Origin of the sequence: Adlercreutzia sp. ZJ141 (assembly GCF_011038965.1) — a bacterium.
In the GTDB taxonomy this organism is placed as follows: domain Bacteria; phylum Actinomycetota; class Coriobacteriia; order Coriobacteriales; family Eggerthellaceae; genus ZJ141.
The window spans coordinates 37,964-58,768 of the sequence record NZ_JAAKEB010000005.1 but is presented as its reverse complement, the minus strand read 5'-3'; the positions used below and the strand labels follow the sequence as shown (position 1 = coordinate 58,768).

Here is a 20,805-nt window from a genome sequence, read left to right as displayed (position 1 = left end):
CGTTTGCTATGAAGCACACATCTGACAGCGTCCGCGCGACGCATTCTTCATACGACGTGAGCCCCAGGTCCGCCACGCCTTCCAAGCAGAGCCGCATTCCTTACTGGGGATACGGTTGCATGCTGCTGCTTGCTGCGGCTATCTGGGGTATGGGAACTATTGTCATCAAAGACTCCGTAGATGCGCTTGCTCCAGCGTGGCTGGTAGGCATTCGCTTTCTGGTTGCGGGCGGTGTGCTGTGTGCAGTGATGGCTCGCCGCATGAAGGCGAACTTCGACGCGAAGCATGTTCGCGTCAGCATAATCCTCGGTGTACTCACGGGAGCAACGTATTTGTGTAACACCTCAGGGCTGCTGGACACGACGGCGTCGAAAAGCGTGTTTCTCACTGCCACGTACTGCGTGATGGTTCCGTTTGTGGCGTGGGCTATGCAGCGTATCCAGCCGTCGTCGACAAGCCTTCTGGCGGCGGTACTCTGTATTGTCGGTGTAGGGCTTATTGCGTTACAGCCAACGGAGGGCGCGAGGTTTGGGTGGGGTGATGCCATCACGTTGGTGTCGGCGCTCTTCTGCGCACTTCATCTGGTGGCAACGGCGAAATATGCGCCAGGATGTGACATCATGGTGATAACAGGGCTGCAATTCCTGGTGGCCGGGGTCATGGGAGTTATCGGGGCCGTGGTGTTTGGGGTGCCGCTTGACCCACAGGCATTCGATGCGCGGATGATCGGTGGGCTGGCGTATCTGGCTATTCCGGCGAGCATCATCACGCTTGGTCTTCAAAATATCGCTGTGGCGAACATACCCGCTTCGTCGGCGTCGCTGTTCTTGGCGACCGAGTCGATATTCGGCACGGTGTTCGGCGTGGCGTTGCTCGGTGAAGTGCTCACTGCTTCTATGGTGGCAGGCTTTGTGCTCGTGTTCGCCGCCATTGTGGTGAGTGAGTGCGTGCCTGCGTGGTTAGACGATCGTGTGCAGGCCACACAATAAGCCTGCACACGATCGTCTTCTCTATTGTTTTCCTAACCCTCCACGCGTTGGGAATTCTCGAACGTGAAACGCCCCATCTTCGTGCCGCCGAGAATGTGCAGGTGCAAATGGCCCACGGTGGCGGCGGAATCGGGGCCGGTGTTGATGACAGTACGGTAGCCCGACTCACTCACGCCCTTAATCTTTGCTATTTCGGGCACAACGGACAGCAGATGTCCCAAAAGGTCGGTGGGAACGCCGTCTTGCAGGTTGTCGAAGTGCTGTTTGGGAACCACCAAGGTGTGCACCGGCGCTTCGGGTTCGATATCGTCAAAGGCGTAGCACAGGTCGTCTTCGTACACTTTGGCCGACGGGATGTCTCCGGCCACGATCTTGCAGAACAGGCAGTCGTTGCTCATAAGGTGTCCTTTCGATGCGTGCGCGTTGCGGGCGTATGATGTTACAGGATCTTCACGACCCAGCCGTCGGGTCCTTCGATTTTGCCGGCTTGGATGTCGGTGAGCGTGGCGCGCAGCTTCTTCATCACGGGGCCGGACGTCTCTGTGCCGTCGGGGAACGTGACATCAACGCCTTCGGCTTCGATATGGCCCACTGGCGAGATAACCGCAGCGGTGCCGCACAATCCACATTCCACAAAGTCGCCGTTTAACACTTCTTCGAATTTCACGGGGCGCTCGATGACGGTAAGTCCCAGGTAGTCTTTGGCAACCGTAACCAGCGAACGGCGCGTGATGGAGGGAAGAATAGAATCGGTTGCCGACTGCGGCACGATCAGATCGCCTTGCTTATCCACGAACAGCACGTTCGCGCCGCCCGTTTCTTCCACGTAGGTGCGGGTCTGCGAGTCGAGGTACAGGTTCTCAGAATAGCCGGCAGCATGCGCCTTCTCGCCCGGGTATAGGCTCATGGCGTAGTTCAAGCCGGCTTTGATGTTGCCGGTGCCGTGCGGTGCAGCACGGTCGTAGTCGGCCACGGTGATGGTGATGGCGGTATCGCCACCCTTGAAGTAAGGGCCCACCGGCGTAACGAAGATGCGGAACTGGTATTCGTCAGCGGGCTTCACGCCGATAACGTTGCCGGTTGCAATCATGAAGGGACGGATGTACAGCGTGGCGCCCGAACCGAAGGGTGGCACCCATGCGGCGTTTGCGCGGACGACCTCTTTCACGGCTTCCACGAAGCGGTCTTCGGGGAAGGGGGGCATGCACAAACGCTGCGCCGAATCGCCCATGCGCTGGGCGTTTAGGTCGGGGCGGAAGCAAACAATGTCACCGTTCTCGGCGGTATAAGCCTTCAAGCCCTCAAAGATTTCCTGGCAGTAATGGAAAATACCAGCGCATTCACTCAGCGTGAGGGAGTGCTCGGTAGTTAGCCCACCTTCTTCCCAGACACCGTTGCGGTAGTTGCACACGTAGCTGTAATCGGCGGGCATGTAGGCGAATCCGAGGTTGCCCCAGTCCAGATTCTTCTTTTCCATGGGTATCGTCTCCTTATGAAAACCTTTGTGCTTGCATGGGTGGGAAGGGCATGGGTAGAGCAATGCACCGTGTAGGCGGCGCAGAGCAGCGTCCGTCGAGTCTTTCCCGCCGCTTTGTTGCCGCGCTCATCTTACTCCTGCTTTACCGAAGCGAAGCGCAAGCACGGCGAATTTCATCCACTTTTAACTTCGTGTAATATTAACCCTATTCTGACCAGGTATTTTGTAATTCTTGAATGTAAAATATCCTAACTTATCCTAAGTTGCTTGAACTTTGCGATGGAAGCCTGATTTTGCGTACGCCTTCGCGAGGGCTTCGGCGAGCTTTTCTGGCGATGGTTTTAGGTAATGTGTGCCGGTTACTCCGGGAAGCTTATGACCCATTAAAAGCTCCAAAGTGTCGTAGTCGATGCCCCAATCGTATTGCGCGAAAGTGCGCCATGATTTGCGCAAGTTGGCGAATGGAACGTCGGCTGCCAAAGAGTAAGGCTCCCACAAGCGATTGAGTGCATGCGTGTTCAGCGGGAGCCCGTCGCCACGGTCGGCAAGCCACTCGCGCCCGTCGGATAGAAGGGCGCACGTTATCTCATGAAGCCGCGTGCCGTACGGCTCGGGTATAGCAGCAGTTCTTACGCTTTGCGCGTTCTTAAGCACGCCGTCTGGTGTCGCATCGCATCCTTTTTCGCCCACCATGCGAACAATGGGAACTAACGCCATACGCACACCATGAAGCTCTATCAAGGTGACTTCGTCGGCACGAACCCCGCACGCTTCACCTGTTCGTGTTCCGCCGAAGCAAGCCAGGATGAAAGGTGCTTCCACTAAGGAGCCGCGCAGCTCGGAAAGCGCTGCATCGGCTTGTTCAAGCGTAAGAAGGCCACCACGTTTCTTGTATGCGCTTTGTTTAGGTATCTCGTATGAAATACGGAACTTGTTTGACTCAACTACCTCGTACTGTACGGCAAAGTCGCAGATGCGTCGGAGTATGGTTAGAGAAACATTCGCTGTAGCATGCGGCAACTCGAGCAGCCACTTTTGCACTTCAACCGGCTTTACCGAATCGACCGGTACATTTTCCCAGCGCTGTTTCGCGTGGGTTTTCCAGTTAAGCTCGTAGTTGTCGAATGTCTTTTGCTTTGTCAGGCCATCGGCTATGCGACGTTGCATCCAGGGCAGCCACCAGACGTCATGGCATTCTCCGACAGTTGGCACCGGGCGATCGTCGGCGTGTGCCACTTGCAAACGCGCGAGTTCCTGGCACGCTTCGCGATAGCTACAGCGAACTGTGCGCGATCGGCGTTTGCGGCCGTTTTCGGTGTTTTCCATCCACCGTAACACATGCTTATCGCGGGTAATAGTTGTGACGCTTCCCCATGAACGACGGCGTTTCTTATTAGCCATGTTACAATTCACCGTGCCTTTCCGATTCGTCGGCAGGGGTGTTTGCTGTTCCCCGCGCAGGGTTGCCGTCCATATGCGCGGGGATTCTTGCGTTCGAATCGTCCTTAAGCCAGCATCGCCTTCGCTTGTCAAGTTTTCTAAAACAGACGGAGAAAAGAGTTTGACTTATTGCGCAGGTCTGCTAGCATAAAGGTATCAACACGAGGCGGGCCGCGACGGTTAATACCTTAGCTCCCCGTCTCATCTGTTTTTCAATCTCTCACGCATATCTGGCGTGTCGACGTAGGCCCACTTGCTGCGTGTTAGCCGCTTGTACAGCGACGAAGCGAACTGCCTATTGGGCAAAAGCACCTTTTCTAGCTTGTCTTTCTCATCGAAGTACTCCACGACTCTGTAGTAGTCGCCATCTCCGGAAACGAGCAGCACCTTATCGTACTCGCTCCCGCGCTCGTATAGGTCTCGCATCATCTGAAACGTGATATCAACGTCCACGTTTCCCTTCTTGTTGCTTTTGAGCTTAATGCCGTGCAAGCGCCATATGACGATATAGCCTGCTTTTTGAAGTGAACTGTACAGGTCGATCTTGGAATCGTCGAATGCGCCAATGAAATAGTACGCTTCGTCTACGTGGTATTTTTGTTGCAAGTACACTCTAAACCGTCGCATGTCCATATGCCACGGGTCGATTCCCATGGTAGTTGCCATGTAGAGATTCTGGCCGTCTATGTACGCAATATTGCTCATGATGTCATCTCTTCATTCCATCTCGTCTTTTGATTGGAACCAGACAACCCGGCCGCCGAATTCTATGATGTGATCGTCGGTTGCTCGTATGACGATGTCTTCGTGTTCGGGGTTGAAACTGTCGGGCGAGAGAACCAGGGTTTGCGTGGTGCGATACATTCTGCGCATTACAGCGTCGCGCCCGTCTATGGTTACAACAGCTACCGAGCCGTTTTGTGGCTCACGATTGGGCGATATGGCGATTAGGCACCCTTCTGGATATACCCTATTCATGCAATCGCCTTCCGATAAGCAAGCATAGGTGTCGGGGTCTTCATCAATAAGAAACTGGGGAATAAGAGCTGTTTCTCCGTCGAATTCGTCAGGGTCGTTTGGTTTTCCTGCATGAACCCTCCCCAGAAGAGGAACGTGCCCCATGGCCATGCCAGAAACGGGCATTGAGTACGCTCTGGTTGGTCTCGCTCCGTCCAGCTCTAAAAGCCATTCTGCAGAACAACCGAAAGTCTCACATATTCTTGTAATGAGGTCAGATTTAAGGCCCTGTTTCCCGTTTTCATAATTAGCGTAATTCTGTTGGGTTAGACCTATTCTCTCCGCGAACTCCTTTTGCGAGAGATCACCACGCAATTCAAACAAGCGGTTCTTGTATCTCATTTCAACTCCTAACACTGAATATTTGTAAGATTACAAGAATTTCTTGAACCAATGCAATATACGGACTTGAATTTACAAGCACTACTTGTTAATCTTCGTAAATAACAAGTATTGCTTGTAAGGAGGTAAGTAATGAACCGTGTCTGCTCGGAACGCAACAACAGAGGTTGGACTCAAGCAGAACTTGCAGAAAGAGTCGGCGTTGATAAGTCAACCGTTGTTCGCTGGGAAGCAGGTGGCAGCATCCCTCAAGAAAAAATGATCAAGATGCGCGGTCTATTCGGATGTGATATCGACTGGCTTATTGGTGTTTCGAACGAGAGAAAAACCGTTAGCTAACACCGTAAAGGAGAACCCCCATGAAGAACGAGAAGCTCTACCGCAAGGCAATCGACATTGCCGCCGATGCCGAAGAGTTGTTCCGCAGCATTAATAACGCGAACAAGGTGATGCCGGAATACTGCCGCGAGAAGCACTTCAAGCTGTGCGTTAAGCCACAAGCTGTGCATGCGTGTACACAGCAAGAGTTCATAGAAAACTTGTTCGGCGTGTCAGGTAAGCGCGTGATGGATGACATCGATCGCGTTATTAAGCAGCGCCAGGAGCGGTGCGCCACCGTGTGCGCATCGTAGATTCTTAAGCCAAGTAGCGAGGGGACTTTGACAACCGCATACAGCGCAACATTTAGGAGCCTCTATGGGAAACAGAGCTACCTTGAAACTTACCCCGGTTGTAGACCATGAAGGCATTGAAGAGCTAACAAGGCTTGCCGGTGAACTCGAAACGAAGATTAATGAGGTCAACGAGCTTATTCAAAAGATCGAGGGCCTTTCTATCAACGTAGTTATTCACCAATCGTTACATCGAGAATGAAGCCACACTCGCAGACGTTCGTAAACCCAGTTATCTTGATGGGCTTTCCGCACTCTGGGCATTCGTACTCCATTTCGCCGCTTTGCACATGCCCTTCCGAAATATTTTGTACGACAGCAGCAATAGCTTCTTCATCTGACACAACTCTTATTTCACTGTTCATATCCACCTCTTTTCCGTTGCGCTGTATGCGGTTGTCATGCCGGTGATTTTACCAATTGACGATGCACTCCTGTCTAGCAGACACAGGCGCGGCATCAGCCGTGAGACTCCTTAGCGGTGGAGCGGCTGCGCGAAAGCGTTAAAGCTGACTAACCCTCAACGGCCAAGCTGCTCCCGATGCCGCGCCTGTGTCTGCTCGGCACGCACTTTGAAAACTGAATACCTGGAAACGTGGCGACCGGAAAGGCGGTTACTATGAGAAGTTTCTGTAAGTGGTTCGCCGAGGAATGTGAAAAGAGGGGGCTTCGCTGGTATCACATCGTGCTCTACTTCGCTTTTGTGTTTGTGATGTCAGCAGTAGTTAGCCACCTAACAGCGACATCAATGCTGAATCGATTTCTCGGTTCGTGATGATCCAAGACGCTAGAACGCTAAGCGCAAATGACAAAAGCGCCATAAAAATGGCAAACCGGCGATCAGACCACTTCCTTTTGCGTTCTTCGCTCTTACGCTTCTTTTGGTTTTCGAAGTAGCAGCGTCCATTGCTCGTAAGTTCGACATCGAAGTACCAAGAGAAGCGGGATGGCCTGAATCCTCGAAGCATTCCCTTTTCGATAAGGCTGACGTAGATACTCTTTTGTTTGGCATGGCCAGGAAGCTCTATCATCTGGCGCTCGCCCATCTCGTCAGGTTCGCCATACTCTGCGAGTTCATGGAACAGCTTGTCACTAATGAAGGTGTCAATGTCAGCGCCGTCTTGATATACCTCAAGCAATTCTCGAAGAGCAACTTCTTCTTCTTTGTTCAGCTCTTCCATGACCGTCACTTTCTACAAGGCGTGTTGTGTAGGACAAATTCTAACAGGCCGTCACGTTTCTAGGTATTCGGTTGCACTTTGAAAACTTAGGGTTCCGCTTAATACCCGCTCGCCTGTATGGGTGCCAAGCGGGGAACACCGGGGCTATCGGAAGAAGAAACCAACGGAGGAGAGGATACGTTCATGGTGACGTTTGCGGAAATGGTTGATGAAGCGGGTATCCGCAAGAAGTGCATGTATACGCTCGGCGATGTGTCCGCCGTGACCGGCGTACCGATGACAACGCTCTACGAGGAAGCGGCATCGTCTCGGCTGCGCTCGTTTATGCCGCCGGGTCGCAAGCGCGGAAAGCTTGTTCGCCCGGAGTGGGTGGACGAATGGATGCAGGAGGGAATCAGTGGAAAGGTTTGATGTGCAGGAATGCCGCGGGGCGAAAACCTGCCCGCGGGCCCGTTGCAACGATGATTGCACGCATGTTGAGATTGAGCGCGCGGGGCGCGGTATGGCGGTGTTGATGGTTGCCTTCGGGCTGTTTGTGATGCTTACCGAGATGGGTGTGATCTGATGGGTGTCGTGCCCGTTTTGGTGCCTGGACGGTGCGGCGATGAACGTTGATGACTACACGCAGCCGGTCGAAGCCGTTATAGCGCAAGAGCGGGCGTTTGTGTTACCGGTGCCGCTTAAGGCTGCAAGCTACCGCGCGTTGTTCGACGCATGGCGACGCGCTAACCCGAAGGTGATGCATGAGATTGAGCTAACGGCGCTCTCGATTCACCGGCGCGGTTTGCGGGTGTCTGCTAAGTATCTGATCGAGCGCACCCGCTATGAGAGCTCTTACACGCTTGTGGCGGTGCCCTACGTTGACCAGTACGGAGAAGCGCACCACTACATCATCAACAACACCATAACGCCGCTGCTATCGCGTTGGCTCTTGGAGCAACACCCCGATTTGCGCATAGAAACACGCAGGTCGATGTTTGACAGAAAAGAGGGTACGAAATGATTACAACAACTGAGAAGGCAAAAACGAACATCTATCAAGCACTAGAGATGTTCGGTAGCGTCGGCGCTGATGTCGATGCTTATAACAAGGTAACAGGTGAGAGTATTAAGATCGATGGGGACACGTTGCTTTCCGGCATACAAACAGGATTGGCGCTTGCATACGTGATTATTGGTGACCCTGCTCTTCCACGCGATCACAGCATGATTCGCGCAGCTATGAGAAAAGCGACAGAGGACTGTCTTCGTCGCAAGCTCAATTCATATCAGTATGACGTGACTACAGACGTTGTGAGCCACGAAGAAGTGTGTGCTACAGATGATGAGACTAGGTGCGGCAATGCCGAGCGCGAGTGATCTTGCAGCGGAAAGCATGGCGTATTTCCCGCACGATTCTAACGCCGCAAGCGACATCAAGTGCCAGCGTTTGATTATCCGGCGCGGCTTTGCCGGATACGGGCGCTGGTGGCGATTATGCGAGCATCTGGCATCGGTTCGGGGCCACACGATTCCGTTTGAAACCGACGAAGACAAGTTGATATTAGGCGCAGTGCTGAAGTTTGGAAACGGTGCCAGTTTCGATGACCTTTTGTGCATTGAAGAAGTAACCGATTTCGTTTCTGAATTGCTTGATATTGGGCTGTTGCAGACCGACAAAAACGGGTGTTTAGAAAACCCACGCATGCACGCTAACGCGCTTTCCTTTGGCAAAAAGCGTGCAGGAGGGCACAAGGGCGGCAGACCACGCAAAACGAAACCGGCACAAGAAATGCCTAACAAACAATGAATTTCGGGAAGCAAAAAAACCAGGGCTTAAACCTATGCTTAAACCTAAGGTTTTATAAAAGTGAAATTGACCTTTTAACAATATCTAGGTCTATGTCTAGGTCTAGGTCTAATGTTTTGGTTTTGGTTACACCAAAACCAAAACCAAAACCAAAACATTGTTACTTGTGGCATGTACTAACAAGTAAGTTTTCTTTTCTTGCCTCTTCTTTTGCGACGCAAATCGCTTTCGCTCGAATTCGGCGCCATGTTTTTCGCTGCCGCAAGTTTTCAACAGAGTTTTCCACAATCGGACAGATCGGAGGTTTGGGAGTGTGGTTCAGTGACTACGAAAACAAGATCGATCGAAGGCGCTGTCCATCATGCGGCGTAGTTCATCCGATTGACTGGTTTACCGCCGATGACGCTCCGTGCTGGAAGTGCAAGAGTCGCGTGCCGGTGAAGAAAACGTCAGCAGACGCTTCATTCAAAGCAGAGGTCGAACAGATTCGGCAAGGGCTTGCCGAAGACGATTTGTGAAAGGATGTGATGCAGGTATGACGGTAATGACGCACCTTGCGAATCTTTCAAAGCGCCTTACAAAGGCATACAGACAGCATAGCAGCGCCGTTTGTGCTCAAAGTGGTAGCGATACCCACGAGAACCTAAAACGGGGCCACAGCACAGGCTCTGACAGCTTAGAGAAGATCGCATTCGATATGTACCAGGAAATCATTGAGCATGACGAAAAGCACCCGGACGAAATCCCGCCATCGAGCGATGCGCGCCGGATGTATGGCGATCGGCTAAGAAAACTGGGGGTGGTTCTATGAGAAAAGACGGCACCTGTGTGCGCGATATGGTTGAGCAGTGGTTGCAGGAAAACCAGTATGACGGGCTTTCAAACCCGGATTCTGAATGCGGGTGCGGCCTTGATGATCTGATGCCGTGCAGGCACGTCAACCCGTACGAATGCGTTTGCGCCTACGAAGTGCTGTTTGAAGGCGATATTATGTATTGCACAAGTAATGCATCACACGATGAAACGTCGCAGCTGCAAAGCAACGACGTTACGTATCCGTCTCACTACACAAGCGGTGGCGTTGAGTGCAAAGACGCTCTCAAAGCGGCTTTTGGCGGCGCAAGCGGATTCGGCGATCATGGATTGCCAGCAATGGTGTTCTATTGGTGGGGATGTGCCTTCAAATACCTGTGGCGCTGGAACAAGAAAAACGGCATTCAGGATTTGCAAAAGTGCAAGCAGTGTATTGATCTTCTGATTGACGAACTAGAGGAATAGATGACCGTCTGTAAGGTCAAACAGGGCAAAGACGGGGTTTGGTATGCGCGGCCTTATCTTGGGCGCACACCTGACGGCAAACCGATTCAGCCCTACAAGCAGTTTGATACGGCCAAAACCGAAGCAGAAGCGCAGGACATGGCCGACGCTTGGGCGGCAAACCTTACTGCTGATGGGTTGGTGCGCAGCGCCTTGCTTGCTGACTTGTTGGACGATTATGCGGCCATGCGACGCCGCAATGGTGCAAGCCCGAACAGCACGCGAAGCTATGGTACGTTCACGCGCTATGTACGCAAGTACCTCACAACCGCCAATGCTCGCGATTTGCGAGTTTATGACTTTAACCGCTTTGAGCAACGCTTGATGATGCCAAAAGAAATGGGTGGCCAGGGGCTTTCCCGCAACAGTGTGCGCAACGTTCATGATTTCTTGCGCGGTGCTTATAGGTTCTTTGTTCGTGCTGGCATATGTGAGAGCAACCCGCTTATTAACGTTGACAAGCCAACGCCTGAAAGACACGAAGCCCAGGCGCTTGCTGTTGGTGACTTTCAGGTGCTCGATGCGCAACTGAAAACGCTTTTGAGCCCGCAGGAGCTTGATGCTGATTCGTACCGAAAAGCGCTTGATTCCTTCGCCGCCTGGCTGGCGCTTCGCACCGGTATGAGAGTTGGCGAGGTTTGTGCAGTGCGCGATCGTGATGTGTACCGGGCGGCAAAATACATTCACGTTGGCGGTAACGTCATTGAGGAAAAAGGAAAGCGGCCTTATAGGCGTGATGTGACTAAAGGCCGCAAGTGCAGAAACATCGCCATTACCGATACCGACATTCACACCATTGATGCGTTTGTTGAGCTGCGTGAGCGGTTTTGCGGGGCGCTTGGCGCCGCTTCACCACTTGTCACGTATGACGGTGGCTTTGAGCGCCCGTGCGTTGTCTCACGCGCTTTCACCACGCTTGCTAGCAACTTAGCTATGCCACAAGGCTTCACCTTCCATGATCTGCGCCATACGCATGCCACATGGCTTCTCACGCACGGTGTTGATCTGAAAACGGTGAGTGAGCGCTTAGGACATGCCGATGAAGCAACCACGCTTCGCATCTATGCACACGTGCTGCCAGGGCGCGATGCATACGCTGCAAGCGTCTTTGAGCAAGCGGCACAGGATGCTTCAACGAAGCTTAGCGCGGTGTTGCAATGATGTTGCAATGGCACTTTTCGATAGCCGGTTGCGCATCGCCTGAAAACAGCAGGTGCGACGCAGAAAAGCACGGCTCGGGAAACAGACGGTATCAGATAAGAAGTAATTATCAGAAACAGCGTGAAAAGGGGTGCGAATGACGGCTGAATGTGAACCATACAGCGAGCCGCTAGGACCCGACCTTACGGGGTCGATGCAGCGCGCCTATGCAGCCTTGCAAGACAAGTGGAAGCTCGACAAGGCTTGCGAGGAAACGGTCTATCAGATAGACGTTCCGGCACAGACTCTCACTATCTATGGCGAAGAAAGTGTCAGATTCACCATTCGCACGTTGAAGGGTTTAGGGATTACCGGCACGTACCGGTCATCAAAGAAAGGATGCTGAAAATGATTCCAGTATTGTCGAGCGCAGACCGCAGGCAAAACCTTGAGAAGGGGCTTAAGCTGCGCCACCGCCGCGCCGAAATACGTAAAGACCTTGGCAACGGCATCATGAATGCTTATGACGTCATCATGCTTGCCGATCGTGGTGACCAAGCAGCGAGCGGCATGCGCGTGAAACATCTGATAAGCGCGCATCCGGGATACGGGACTGTAAAGACGCGCGAGCTCATGGATATGATAGGCATTGCTGACAATAGGCGCGTTGGTGGCCTAAGTGTTAGGCAAGCCCGTTCGCTCATTGAGAAGCTTGACGGGGTGGCGCTATGAGCCTGAATACCTGTGCTGTATCGGGCAACCTTGGCAAGGCGGCAGAGCTTCGTTATACAGCGAGCGGACTTGCTGTTGTGAGCTTTTCGGTGGCTGTCAATGAGCGACGCAGACAAGCGGACGGCAGCTATCAAGACGAAGTAAGTTGGCTTGATTGCGTGATGTTTGGTTCGCGTGCCGAAGCGCTGCATCCGTACCTTGCTAAGGGCTCCAAGCTCACGTTGGCCGGGCACCTGCATCAGTCAACGTATGAAAGAGACGGGCACCGTCGAAGCAAGATTGAAATCATCGTTGACGATATTGATCTGATGAACACCCGGCGCGAGCTACAAGCTGCGTCCGAAGAGGTGCAACAACCCGTTTCGGTTGAACCGCAACAACCCGTTGGCGTATCGGACATCTATGACACTGACGTGCTGTTTTAGGGGGACAGAGGATGTTACACGATAACTTAACGCTTGACGGCTTTTGGGAGACATGGGAATGGCCGGATTACATTGCGGTCAATCACGAAAAAGACGGGCACACTATCAGGTATTGCCCCGTGCGTGAATGCACGATGGTTGAAAAGGAACACGATGACGGGATGATCTTTGACGTGTGTGATACGTGTTTAGCGCAGTTTGATTCGGCGGATTCGTTCAACTTTTGCCCGAACTGCGGGTCATGGATTCGGAGGTCATGATGGGCGAAAAGATTAGCGAAGGTTTGAAACCGTGCCCATTCTGCGGCAGCGATCATGTTCGGCGATCTATGAAGACGGATAGCGACGGGGGCGAGTTCGTGGCAGTAGAGTGCCGCGAATGTGGTGCGAATGTGCCCGGAGATTACAACCTGATTGGCGACAGGGCTGTGCAGGATTGGAACGACCGAATCGAGCGCACATGCTACTACTCCCCGGACGTAGTGCATGTTGTGTACGACGATGATGATAACGAGGTCGAGACGGGCGAGACGCACCCAGACGGATGCGATTATGCGTGCTCGGAGTGCGGGGGCATGATGCTTGGCGGTGAATTGGGGTGGTTTGATGAGACAAGGGGCAAGTACGGTGGCTGGAACTACAAGCCGCGGTTTAGCTTTTGCCCGTATTGCGGCGCTAAGGTGGTGAAGAAATGACAATCTGGACGATAAGGACTACTGCTGACACAATTGCTGACATTGAGTACAACTACGATGTTCAGTTTACGCCAGTGTACACACGCGAAAGCGGTGAAGGTTGGCCGAAACGGTTAGACGATGACGAGAGTTTTTCCGATTACATCAATCGGTGTTTTATTCCTCGACCTTGCTTTGAAGATGGGGCACTGGTACAGGTCGGTGATTACGCCGATGGATTGGACGGCGCGATCATAGGGTATGAGGTTAGCAATACTGGTTCATGGACAATCTACGATAGTTTGCGTGAGCGTCACGGATACGGAGACGTTCCTAGAAAGACTGTACTTGACGGCGACGGAGCTGAAATAAACGTCGGCGATACTTTGTACCATAAGCGCAACGGCAAGCAGTATACGGTCATCAGTGTTAGCCCGCTTGTGGTGGATAATCACGGAACCGAATGTCATATTTACACGCCGTCGGTATTTACCCATAAGGAACCAGACTCGCAGGATCGCATTGACGAAGATGCGAGAAAATCAATGTTTCAGTATTGGGGCTGCATAGCGTTTTCCTGCGAAGAATGTCCTTCAAAAATCGACGGCAAAAAACCGAGGGGGTATTACGGCGTTAATTCGTGCGACACCGCGAAAGCGTTTGATCTTTTGGCGCGTCAGCGTAAGCTCTTAGAGGGTGATATGTAATGGTCGTGAGAATCTTAGACACCTATGAGCTACGTCCGATGGATTCGCTCAACTGGCAGCTCTGGATGCTTTCTAAAGGCAAAGACGGAAACTATAAATGGAAATCCACGGGGCGTTATTACCAAAACTTCGCTTCTGCCTTGAAAGACGTGTATGAGCGGGAGCTTCGGTTTCTTGAGGGAACGTACGATTTGCCGCAAGCAATCAAGCGAGCACAAGCTGTAGAGCGGCAGATACTTGAAGCAGTCAAGGATGTAAAGGTGATACGACAATGAAACTCAAAGAGCGGAAGATGAATGTTCGTATAACTGATGGCATGGAGCCGCCAAGCTACGCGCATGAAGGTGACGCAGGTCTTGACTTGCGCATTAAGCATGATGTGACATTGGAGCCCGGGCAGCGTGTTAACATCGGCACCGGTGTTGCTGTTGAGATTCCGCAGGGGTGCGTGGGGCTTGTGTTTCCGCGCAGCGGCCTTGCGACAAAACACGGCATCACGCTTTCAAATAGCGTGGGCGTTATTGATTCGGGCTACCGTGGCGAGATCGGTGCAAGTCTTGTTAACACGTCCGATGAAACCATAACGCTTGATGCTGGCACCCGTGTTTGCCAGTTGGTTGTTATGCCATACGTGCCGTGCGAGTTGGTGCCGGTTGATTCATTGAGTGAAACCGAGCGCGGCACTGGTGGCTTCGGTAGCACGGGTATTGGTTAGGTATAACCATGAAGGTTGTGAGTGAATGATGCGATCTCATCTTCCCGATCGTGAGCCATGTAATTGGAGGTGCGCTGTGCTGTTCATACTTATGGCTGCTGGGTTATTCCTTGCTGCTTTCCAGATAGCCAGGTGGATTGGCATTCTTTTCTCTGCGGCCTGCGCCTGCCTTGGAGTTGCTGCGACGTAACGACAAAAAAAAGAACCCCCAACATATTGAGGGTCCCGAGCAAGTACGGGAATTGTACCGCAACATGTTGGGGGTGCTCATGGAAGAACACGATATATACGTTATGCGGGAGTGCGTGAGAGCTTGGATGCATCATATTCGCGCACTTGACGCCGATATCCGTGACGCCGAGCGTCGTATCCGTACCATTCGTGAGCGTGCCGAAGGTGTGGCAGGCGTGAGTTTCGACGATATAACATCAGGTGGTCAAGGCTGCTCGACAGCTGATATGGTTGTGCAGCTTGTCGACCTTGAAAGAGAGTGGTCAGAACTTGTACGAGCAAATCATGCCGAGGTTGCCGCAGCAAAGCGCATGTGCTCGGCTGGTTTTCTAGGGCGGCGTGCAATGTGGTTGCATGAGGTAGATGGGCTTACATGGAATGCTGTGGGAGATGAGATCGGCTACAGCGCAAAGCAGGCTTGTCGTATTGCAGATGGTGGCGTGCGTGAACTGTACCCGATGATCCCCGAGCAGTTCAAATCGGGGTTATTTCCCGATGCTGTGACTATGTGATGGAAATGTGTATGAAAAGATGTCCGTAAATGTCCGTATGTTCCGTGCTATTTTGCTATCGTCGAGAAGTTCAAGTAAGGCCGTCCGGGTGGGCGGCTTTTATTTTGCCCTTACTGAATAGAACGTCAGGAGGTGGCTATGGTAACGATTGACTACATGATTAGTTCAGCGTTGCGCTTTGACACCTCAATGAGTTGCGCCATGCTGCGCGCATGTGGTGAACCAGCGCCGCGCTCATGCCAACAGTTTGATTGTCTCGGCCCGTCGCCAAGTTTTATGCGCGACATCAGGGAGCACAATAAGATTAAGCATGCGCCCATGGATGAGTATATGAGGGGCGAATCATGAGTCGCCAACGCTGGAGCTCAAACGGTAACGCCACCCGCAAGATGCGAGCGCGTTTGCGTGCAGAAGGCAGGCCGTGCCATTTGTGCAAACAGCCTATTGATTACTCACTGCCACCGGGTGACCCGTGGAGCTTCGAGCTTGACCATGTGGTTCCGATCGCGCGTGGTGGTGACCCGTACGATTACACCAACGTTGACGCCGCACACCGCATTTGTAACCAACGCAAAGGTTGCCGAATGCCGGGTGACGCCAGCGCAACAGCCCTGCCAATAGTTCGGACGCGCCTGTTCTGAATAAGAGAAGCGTTATTGACGACACTTCTCCAGGATAAGCAAGCAGCACTTTCTTTTTTTGAAGAGTGCCTGATTCAGAACGAGAAAAATAGAGAACAACCGGGGGGCTTACCCTCTCCCCGTACCTACCGGCCACCCCGGAGCCATACGGCCTTTTTTTCTCACGCCTTTTAGGGTGTAAACGGAAAGGGGGTTTGCATGCGGACAAAAGGAGCAGTTACGGAAATGGAGCGCGAATATGTGCGCTCAAAGTTTCCGCAGATGAGCATATCTGAAATCGCGAGAAACATTGGTCGATCACGTACGTGCGTGAGCGGCATTGTGAACAAAGAAGGGCTGCGTGAAAAGTGTAAACGACAGGAGGTAAAAAACAGCATTGCTGTAAACGACCCACAGGACTCGCTTTCGCGCTTAAAAGAGCTTCGCGACATGCTTAGAGAATCGCTCAAAGAGGCGGGCCCAAAAGAGATGGCTTCGCTCGCTCGCGAGTATCGAGCAACGGTAGAGTCAGTTGAGAGAATGGAGGGTGACCCGCAAGATGAAGCAGCAATCGCGCTCGATGCCGTTGCCGAATCAATCGCGCGACGGATGCCATCCTAGGCACTGGGTAACACAAGGGTTCGGCGCGGGTAACCTTGTGGAAGAGGTTAGAGAAACAGCAAGGCTTGCGGGGTATAGCTTGCTTGACTGGCAAGTAGACGTTATTGCTGTCTGGTCGGCATTTGATGCGCTCGGACAATGGGTTCACCGCAGAAACGGCGCATCTGTTCCGCGCCAGGCCGGAAAATCAGTCAACGGCATTGTGTGGGTTATTTTTCTTGCCTGCATGATGGGTTACAAGGTGCTTTGGACAGATCATAACTACTCGACTACCTGCGAGATGCTTGACAGGTTTAGAAAGATTCTCGGGCGAAGACCGGATGACAACTACGGTATTAAAGCGTTCAATCGGCTTGTTACCGCTGCGTGTTCGAAAACTGCCCAGGAGTCATACGAATTTAAAGGCGGCGGCGTAATTGCGTTTTCTACGCGTACGAAATCTGCTGGTCTTGGTTATAGCTTCGATGTTGTTGTGTATGACGAAGCGCAGGAGCTTATGCCAGAACACGTGCAGGCAATTATGCCCACCACTTCGTCTGGGGCAAAGCATAACTTCCAGGCAATTTATCTGGGCACACCAACGCGAGCTGGAAGCCCGGCAACGAACTTCATGCAGATGCGGACAGAAGCGCTTGGGGATGCATGCGGCGATGATCTGTCGTGGGTTGAATGGGGTGCGCCAGAAATTGGGGACGTGCGCGATGAAGCGCGATTGTATGAGGTTAACCCTTCGCTTGCGTCGGGCCATGCCGACATTAATGCAATCAGCGCCGGTATTCGCGCAATGCTGCCTGATGATCTTGCGGCAGCCCAGGAGTATTTCGGCTATTGGTTGCCAGGAACAACGGCGGCTTCGGCGATTGATGCCGCCGCGTGGAAAGCGTGCGAGACAGATGCTCCCATGGCAGGCGGCAAGCTTGCCTTCGGCGTTAAGTTCAGCCCCGACGGCGCAATAGTTGCTATATCGTGGGCGCGCGCCGAAAGGGGCGCAGGCTCATACGTAGAGCTGTACGACGTACAAGGAGCGAGTGGCGGAACCGCCGGTGTATCGGACATGTTGCTACGCAACGCCGCCGAGATAGCGGCTGTGTGTATTGACGGCAAATCTGGCGCGGATGCATTGATTCAGCGCCTGAATGATGGTGGGTTTCCAAAGAAGGCGATCATGCAAGGTTCGTCTGCGGTTGTGCAGGCAGCAGCAACGATGCTTCGCGACGAAATTTGTTCGAAAACGCTTACGCATATCGCATCCCCTGCGCTTGATGAATCGGCTACAAGATCGATCAAGCGTGACATAGGAAAGAACGGGGGCTGGGGCTTTGGTGATGGCCCAGATAGTGTGTCTGCCCCCATTGAGTCGGTATCACTTGCGCTTTACGCAGCACGAACAACAAAGCGTGACCCAGGAAGAGTACAGGAGGCGAGCTTTTGATGAACGACATCAACTTGAATCTCGCAACAGGCGTTTCAAACGCTTCGGGGCTTCTTCCCGAAGATCGTGATCTGGTAAAAGAACTGGTAGATGTGTGGCGTAAGAAGCGCAGGCGTAACCTGCTGCGTGAAGATTACTACCTTTGCCATGTTCGCGTGAAGGACTTAGGAATCTCAATGCCAGATAGCTTGGCAAAAAAGATTGATCCACGTGTTGACTGGCCGCGCAAGGCGGTTCATGCCCTGGCTGACCGCAGCGTGCTTGACGGCTTTACCGCATCGGATGAGGTTGTGCAGGCCGAACTTATGGAGATATGCGCCGCGAATGGATTAAACGAACTCTATCGGAAGAATCTCATTGGTGCTCTTAAGCATTGTTGCGGTTTCTGGACGGTGACAAGCGGCGATGACGCCAGGCCGGTTATTAGTGCTTATCCAGCGACTGCTGCGAGTGCTGTTTGGGATGACTCTAGCAAGACAATTCGCGCGGGGCTTGTCATGGTCGAGTCGAAGGCGCGTGGTGGCGAGCGTGTTCCTATGGCCATTGACGTTTACACCGCAGACGCGATTATCTCGCTGCGTTTTCGTGGTGGAGCATGGAGGGCTGAATACTTGGAGCACTCCATGGGGCGCCCGCTTATGGAGCACATGCCTTATGGCCCTACGCTTGAGCGTCCGTTCGGCACGTCTCGAATCACACGCTCGGTGATGAGTATCACCGACGACGCAATTCGCCAGCGAGCCCGTATGGAGGTAGCCGCAGAGTCGTCAACGCTTCCGCAGATTTGGCTACTTGGAACGTATAAGCGTGTTACCGACGGTGGCAACAAGTTTGACGCAAGCATGGGAGCGGTAAACGAGATCACCAAAGACGCCGACGGTGACAGGCCGACCGTGTGGCAGTCGGCACAACTTCAAATGGCGCCACTGACGGAGTACTTGCGGCAGCTTGCGTGTCAGATGTCGGCAGTAACCAATGTGCCCGTTTCGTTCTTTGGAGTGTCAAATGATAACCCGAGTTCGTCGGATGCTATAGCGGCGTCTCTTGAGCCGCTTGTTATAGATGCGCGAAACATGAACCGCGACAACGGAAGTGCGCTTCGCAACGTGGCTTACATGGCGCTTGCGGTACTGCATGGCACCGACTTTGCCACAGAGCGAGACGCTGGTTACAACGTTACTGCTAACTTCTTACCAGCGGCCTACCCTTCTGTGGTAAGTCAGTCTGATGCGCTCTTGAAGCAAGTGCAGAGCATTCCGAAGATAGCAAACTCTGATGTTTCGCTTGAGATGTTGGGGTATACGGCAGATCAGATTAAGCGCATCAATTCCGACAGCCGACGAGCGCAAGGTCGTGCGGTTGTTGAGCAGCTGATCGCAGGCGGAACGGAGGATAGCAATGCGGCTGTCCAGGAAGGCGCTTAGTGAATACGACGCACGTCTTGCGAAACTTGAGGGGGCAGCGTATGACCATGTGAGAAAACGCATTGAAGCATATTTGGCTGCTTTTCCTCGCGTTTCAGCTGAATCGGTGCGCGAATTCGCTATAGAGCAAGTAAACGATGCAGTGCTTACCTATGGTGACGGTGCATCGTCTCTTGCAGCTGATTTGTACGATGAAATGGCCGAATCAGCGGGCGTTACGATAGATTCAGCGGTAATAGACACATCAGATGTTTCTGCATACGTGGAGCGTGAAGTTCGCTATCAGATACGCAAGTATCTTGATGGCGACACCGCGGGGTTTTCTGATGCCTGCGGGAACCAAGCAAGCGAGCAAGTTGGCCGCAGGGCAAACCAGACCATGCGTATTAATGCGAAACGCGACGGGATACGTTATGCGCGTGTGCCCATGGGTAGCGAGACGTGCACGTTTTGCATCATGCTTGCAAGTAGGGGGTTTGTTTACCTGTCGGCAAGCGCCGCGGGCGAAGGAAACCACTTTCACCGCGGCTGCCGGTGCAAGGTTGTGCCAGGGTTTTCCGGCATGGAGGTCGAAGGCTATGACCCCGACGAACTGTATCGAAAATGGAAAGGGTTCGATAAGATAGACAAGATGCAGGGCGTTAGTGACTTCGACAAAAGAGTACTCAAGGCTGCGTTTGTTCAGGGGCGTGAGCCATACGATCGTGTGATGAAAGCGCTTGATGATTACGAAATTACGTCGGCGAAACTCGAGCGATACGCCCTTTCACCCGATGGCGACGCAAACAAGGCAAAAGCTTTTGCAGGATACCTCGGCTACACCGCGAAAGACGCCGCAGAGGTTGCCGCGCGGATGTACGCCCATGTTGCCGAACACGAGCCCGAACGCAGAAACACGGACGAATATGGCGACCGCTTTACGACCCATATGACGATGGATGGTAAGGATGGTAGAAGCGCATTAGTCAAAGCAGGATGGATTACGGATAAGAAAAAGGGTAAACTTAGATTGACTTCAATCTACGTTAATAAGTAGGCGGTGCGATATGAAGGAATACGACGAGGTTATCGTGCCCGATGGACGAATCGGCCACATCATAGAACTTTTCGACAACGGTGACTGTCTTGTTGAGTTTAGAACACCAGATGGCCCCGATGCATACGAAGACGAGTTTTTCAAAGCGAACCAGGTGAAACTTGCTGATATTGATTAGCTTCAAGAATCAGAAAAAAAAGAGCTAGCCATTGCCCTCCTTGTTCAGGCGGGGGGTGGCTCCTTCGCAGATGATAGTACCGTACTTTTTGGGATTAAGCGCCGAACGGCGCTTTTTTCATGCCCGCGCACGCGGG

Annotated in this window: 32 protein-coding genes and 1 pseudogene; 25 read left to right on the top strand and 8 right to left on the bottom strand. The window is 52.8% G+C overall.

What is annotated here, in order from left to right:
* The first annotated feature begins 8 nt into the window (after positions 1–8).
* Positions 9–989, top strand: a complete 981-nt coding sequence (locus tag G7Y44_RS03315) for a DMT family transporter (RefSeq protein WP_165247543.1) — start codon at positions 9–11, stop codon at positions 987–989.
* A 32-nt stretch (positions 990–1,021) separates the two neighbouring features.
* Here G7Y44_RS03315 and G7Y44_RS03310 read toward each other — a convergent pair whose 3' ends face one another.
* From G7Y44_RS03310 to G7Y44_RS10530, 6 genes and pseudogenes are all read right to left on the bottom strand, one after another.
* Positions 1,022–1,387, bottom strand: coding sequence for a histidine triad nucleotide-binding protein (locus G7Y44_RS03310; RefSeq protein ID WP_165044610.1), 366 nt, complete (start codon positions 1,385–1,387; stop codon positions 1,022–1,024).
* 41 nt (positions 1,388–1,428) lie between these two features.
* Complete coding sequence (locus tag G7Y44_RS03305; RefSeq protein WP_256367726.1) at positions 1,429–2,529, bottom strand: branched-chain amino acid aminotransferase; 1,101 nt, start codon at positions 2,527–2,529, stop codon at positions 1,429–1,431.
* A gap of 195 nt (positions 2,530–2,724) precedes the next feature.
* Complete coding sequence (locus G7Y44_RS03300; RefSeq protein WP_165247541.1) at positions 2,725–3,867, bottom strand: tyrosine-type recombinase/integrase; 1,143 nt, start codon at positions 3,865–3,867, stop codon at positions 2,725–2,727.
* A gap of 240 nt (positions 3,868–4,107) precedes the next feature.
* Complete coding sequence (locus tag G7Y44_RS03295; protein WP_165044614.1) at positions 4,108–4,611, bottom strand: NYN domain-containing protein; 504 nt, start codon at positions 4,609–4,611, stop codon at positions 4,108–4,110.
* A 12-nt stretch (positions 4,612–4,623) separates the two neighbouring features.
* Positions 4,624–5,049: a LexA family protein gene (locus G7Y44_RS03290; protein WP_241159162.1), complete on the bottom strand. Its 426-nt coding sequence runs from the start codon at positions 5,047–5,049 to the stop codon at positions 4,624–4,626.
* A 42-nt stretch (positions 5,050–5,091) separates the two neighbouring features.
* Positions 5,092–5,265, bottom strand: a pseudogene (locus G7Y44_RS10530) (helix-turn-helix transcriptional regulator); the annotation flags it as partial.
* A gap of 132 nt (positions 5,266–5,397) precedes the next feature.
* Here G7Y44_RS10530 and G7Y44_RS03285 point away from each other — a divergent pair.
* A complete protein-coding gene (locus G7Y44_RS03285; protein WP_165247537.1) occupies positions 5,398–5,604 on the top strand; it encodes a helix-turn-helix transcriptional regulator in 207 nt (68 codons plus the stop codon).
* Between the two features lie 20 nt (positions 5,605–5,624).
* Positions 5,625–5,897, top strand: coding sequence for a hypothetical protein (locus G7Y44_RS03280; RefSeq protein WP_165247535.1), 273 nt, complete (start codon positions 5,625–5,627; stop codon positions 5,895–5,897).
* A gap of 212 nt (positions 5,898–6,109) precedes the next feature.
* Here G7Y44_RS03280 and G7Y44_RS03275 read toward each other — a convergent pair whose 3' ends face one another.
* Positions 6,110–6,301 (bottom strand): hypothetical protein, encoded by a 192-nt coding sequence (locus tag G7Y44_RS03275; protein ID WP_165247533.1) that lies wholly within the window; start codon positions 6,299–6,301, stop codon positions 6,110–6,112.
* A gap of 360 nt (positions 6,302–6,661) precedes the next feature.
* Positions 6,662–7,117, bottom strand: coding sequence for a hypothetical protein (locus tag G7Y44_RS03270; RefSeq protein ID WP_165247531.1), 456 nt, complete (start codon positions 7,115–7,117; stop codon positions 6,662–6,664).
* Between the two features lie 183 nt (positions 7,118–7,300).
* Between G7Y44_RS03270 and G7Y44_RS03265 the strand changes: the two genes are divergently transcribed.
* From G7Y44_RS03265 to G7Y44_RS03160, 22 genes are all read left to right on the top strand, one after another.
* Positions 7,301–7,528, top strand: coding sequence for a DNA-binding protein (locus tag G7Y44_RS03265; protein ID WP_165247529.1), 228 nt, complete (start codon positions 7,301–7,303; stop codon positions 7,526–7,528).
* A complete protein-coding gene (locus G7Y44_RS03260) occupies positions 7,515–7,682 on the top strand; it encodes a hypothetical protein (RefSeq protein WP_165247527.1) in 168 nt (55 codons plus the stop codon). Before G7Y44_RS03265 ends, G7Y44_RS03260 begins: the two co-directional genes overlap by 14 nt.
* Before the next feature lie 39 nt (positions 7,683–7,721).
* Entirely contained in the window at positions 7,722–8,120 is a 399-nt protein-coding gene (locus G7Y44_RS03255; protein ID WP_165247525.1) for a hypothetical protein, read from the top strand.
* Complete coding sequence (locus tag G7Y44_RS03250) at positions 8,117–8,476, top strand: hypothetical protein (protein ID WP_165247523.1); 360 nt, start codon at positions 8,117–8,119, stop codon at positions 8,474–8,476. The genes G7Y44_RS03255 and G7Y44_RS03250 overlap by 4 nt, the downstream gene beginning before the upstream one ends.
* Positions 8,460–8,906 carry a Lin1244/Lin1753 domain-containing protein gene (locus G7Y44_RS03245; RefSeq protein WP_165247521.1) on the top strand — a complete coding sequence of 149 codons (447 nt, stop codon included), beginning with the start codon at positions 8,460–8,462 and terminating at the stop codon, positions 8,904–8,906. Before G7Y44_RS03250 ends, G7Y44_RS03245 begins: the two co-directional genes overlap by 17 nt.
* A 311-nt stretch (positions 8,907–9,217) precedes the next feature.
* Positions 9,218–9,424, top strand: coding sequence for a hypothetical protein (locus tag G7Y44_RS03240; protein WP_165247519.1), 207 nt, complete (start codon positions 9,218–9,220; stop codon positions 9,422–9,424).
* Positions 9,425–9,713: 289 nt separating this feature from the next.
* The gene (locus tag G7Y44_RS03235; RefSeq protein WP_165247517.1) at positions 9,714–10,184 is read left to right on the top strand and encodes a DUF3310 domain-containing protein; all 471 of its coding nucleotides are present in this window, start codon (positions 9,714–9,716) and stop codon (positions 10,182–10,184) included.
* Positions 10,185–11,384: a tyrosine-type recombinase/integrase gene (locus tag G7Y44_RS03230; RefSeq protein WP_165247515.1), complete on the top strand. Its 1,200-nt coding sequence runs from the start codon at positions 10,185–10,187 to the stop codon at positions 11,382–11,384.
* Between the two features lie 136 nt (positions 11,385–11,520).
* A complete protein-coding gene (locus tag G7Y44_RS03225) occupies positions 11,521–11,769 on the top strand; it encodes a hypothetical protein (RefSeq protein WP_165247513.1) in 249 nt (82 codons plus the stop codon).
* Positions 11,770–11,771: 2 nt separating this feature from the next.
* Complete coding sequence (gene mihF, locus G7Y44_RS03220; protein ID WP_165247511.1) at positions 11,772–12,095, top strand: integration host factor, actinobacterial type; 324 nt, start codon at positions 11,772–11,774, stop codon at positions 12,093–12,095.
* A complete protein-coding gene (locus G7Y44_RS03215) occupies positions 12,092–12,520 on the top strand; it encodes a single-stranded DNA-binding protein (protein WP_165247509.1) in 429 nt (142 codons plus the stop codon). Before mihF ends, G7Y44_RS03215 begins: the two co-directional genes overlap by 4 nt.
* 241 nt (positions 12,521–12,761) lie before the next feature.
* Positions 12,762–13,214: a Lar family restriction alleviation protein gene (locus tag G7Y44_RS03210; RefSeq protein ID WP_206214390.1), complete on the top strand. Its 453-nt coding sequence runs from the start codon at positions 12,762–12,764 to the stop codon at positions 13,212–13,214.
* Positions 13,211–13,900, top strand: coding sequence for a hypothetical protein (locus G7Y44_RS03205; protein ID WP_165247507.1), 690 nt, complete (start codon positions 13,211–13,213; stop codon positions 13,898–13,900). Before G7Y44_RS03210 ends, G7Y44_RS03205 begins: the two co-directional genes overlap by 4 nt.
* Positions 13,900–14,175, top strand: coding sequence for a hypothetical protein (locus G7Y44_RS03200; protein ID WP_165247505.1), 276 nt, complete (start codon positions 13,900–13,902; stop codon positions 14,173–14,175). Before G7Y44_RS03205 ends, G7Y44_RS03200 begins: the two co-directional genes overlap by 1 nt.
* Positions 14,172–14,615, top strand: coding sequence for a dUTP diphosphatase (gene dut, locus G7Y44_RS03195; RefSeq protein WP_241159161.1), 444 nt, complete (start codon positions 14,172–14,174; stop codon positions 14,613–14,615). Before G7Y44_RS03200 ends, dut begins: the two co-directional genes overlap by 4 nt.
* 269 nt (positions 14,616–14,884) lie before the next feature.
* Positions 14,885–15,358 (top strand): hypothetical protein, encoded by a 474-nt coding sequence (locus G7Y44_RS03190; protein WP_165247503.1) that lies wholly within the window; start codon positions 14,885–14,887, stop codon positions 15,356–15,358.
* 344 nt (positions 15,359–15,702) lie between these two features.
* Positions 15,703–15,999, top strand: a complete 297-nt coding sequence (locus G7Y44_RS03185; RefSeq protein ID WP_165247501.1) for an HNH endonuclease — start codon at positions 15,703–15,705, stop codon at positions 15,997–15,999.
* A 198-nt stretch (positions 16,000–16,197) separates the two neighbouring features.
* Complete coding sequence (locus G7Y44_RS03180) at positions 16,198–16,599, top strand: hypothetical protein (protein ID WP_165247499.1); 402 nt, start codon at positions 16,198–16,200, stop codon at positions 16,597–16,599.
* Entirely contained in the window at positions 16,538–18,031 is a 1,494-nt protein-coding gene (locus tag G7Y44_RS03175) for a hypothetical protein (RefSeq protein ID WP_165247497.1), read from the top strand. Before G7Y44_RS03180 ends, G7Y44_RS03175 begins: the two co-directional genes overlap by 62 nt.
* A complete protein-coding gene (locus G7Y44_RS03170; RefSeq protein ID WP_165247495.1) occupies positions 18,031–19,455 on the top strand; it encodes a phage portal protein in 1,425 nt (474 codons plus the stop codon). The genes G7Y44_RS03175 and G7Y44_RS03170 overlap by 1 nt, the downstream gene beginning before the upstream one ends.
* Entirely contained in the window at positions 19,430–20,491 is a 1,062-nt protein-coding gene (locus G7Y44_RS03165) for a VG15 protein (protein ID WP_165247493.1), read from the top strand. Before G7Y44_RS03170 ends, G7Y44_RS03165 begins: the two co-directional genes overlap by 26 nt.
* Before the next feature lie 10 nt (positions 20,492–20,501).
* Positions 20,502–20,669, top strand: a complete 168-nt coding sequence (locus tag G7Y44_RS03160) for a hypothetical protein (RefSeq protein ID WP_165247491.1) — start codon at positions 20,502–20,504, stop codon at positions 20,667–20,669.
* The last annotated feature ends 136 nt before the right edge of the window (positions 20,670–20,805 follow it).